Origin of the sequence: Martinezella lusitana (genome assembly GCF_010668395.1) — a bacterium.
In the GTDB taxonomy this organism is placed as follows: Bacteria; Pseudomonadota; Alphaproteobacteria; order Rhizobiales; family Rhizobiaceae; genus Rhizobium; species Rhizobium lusitanum_A.
This window is the reverse complement of record NZ_WUEY01000103.1, coordinates 1-383: the sequence shown is the minus strand read 5'-3', so window position 1 is coordinate 383 and position 383 is coordinate 1. Positions and strand designations below refer to the sequence as shown.

Annotated in this window: 1 protein-coding gene; it reads right to left on the bottom strand. The window is 68.1% G+C overall.

The annotated features are described in order from the left end of the window. The coding region (locus GR212_RS36725; protein ID WP_163995049.1) for a GntR family transcriptional regulator at window positions 1-383 on the bottom strand (383 nt) is incomplete at both ends.

The window sequence follows — 383 nt, the reverse complement described above, 5'->3', positions numbered from 1 at the left end:
CAGCAGCATCGTGGCCTGGTCGGCACGCTTGGCGAGGATGGCGCGCAGGATCTGCGCATGCTCTTCGTAGGTGGCTTCGATCCGGAACGACTTGGTGAAATCCAGACTGCGCACCATGCGGATGCGCTCGGTGATGTCGCGGTGCACCCTCGCCATTTCCGCATTGCCCGCCGCCTCGACCAGCGCGCAATGGAATTCCTCGTCCCATTGCCGGACCTGGGCACCGTCGGTGCTGCGCCGCGCCGGCTCGACCAGCCAGATCGCGGCCAGCCGGTCCAGACCTGCGCGGTCGACCGCCGCTCCGCAGACCGGCGCCTCGGCGCACAGCCGCTGCGCCGCCGTGGTTTCCAGCACCATGCGCAGATCGTAGAGCTGTTCGTAGC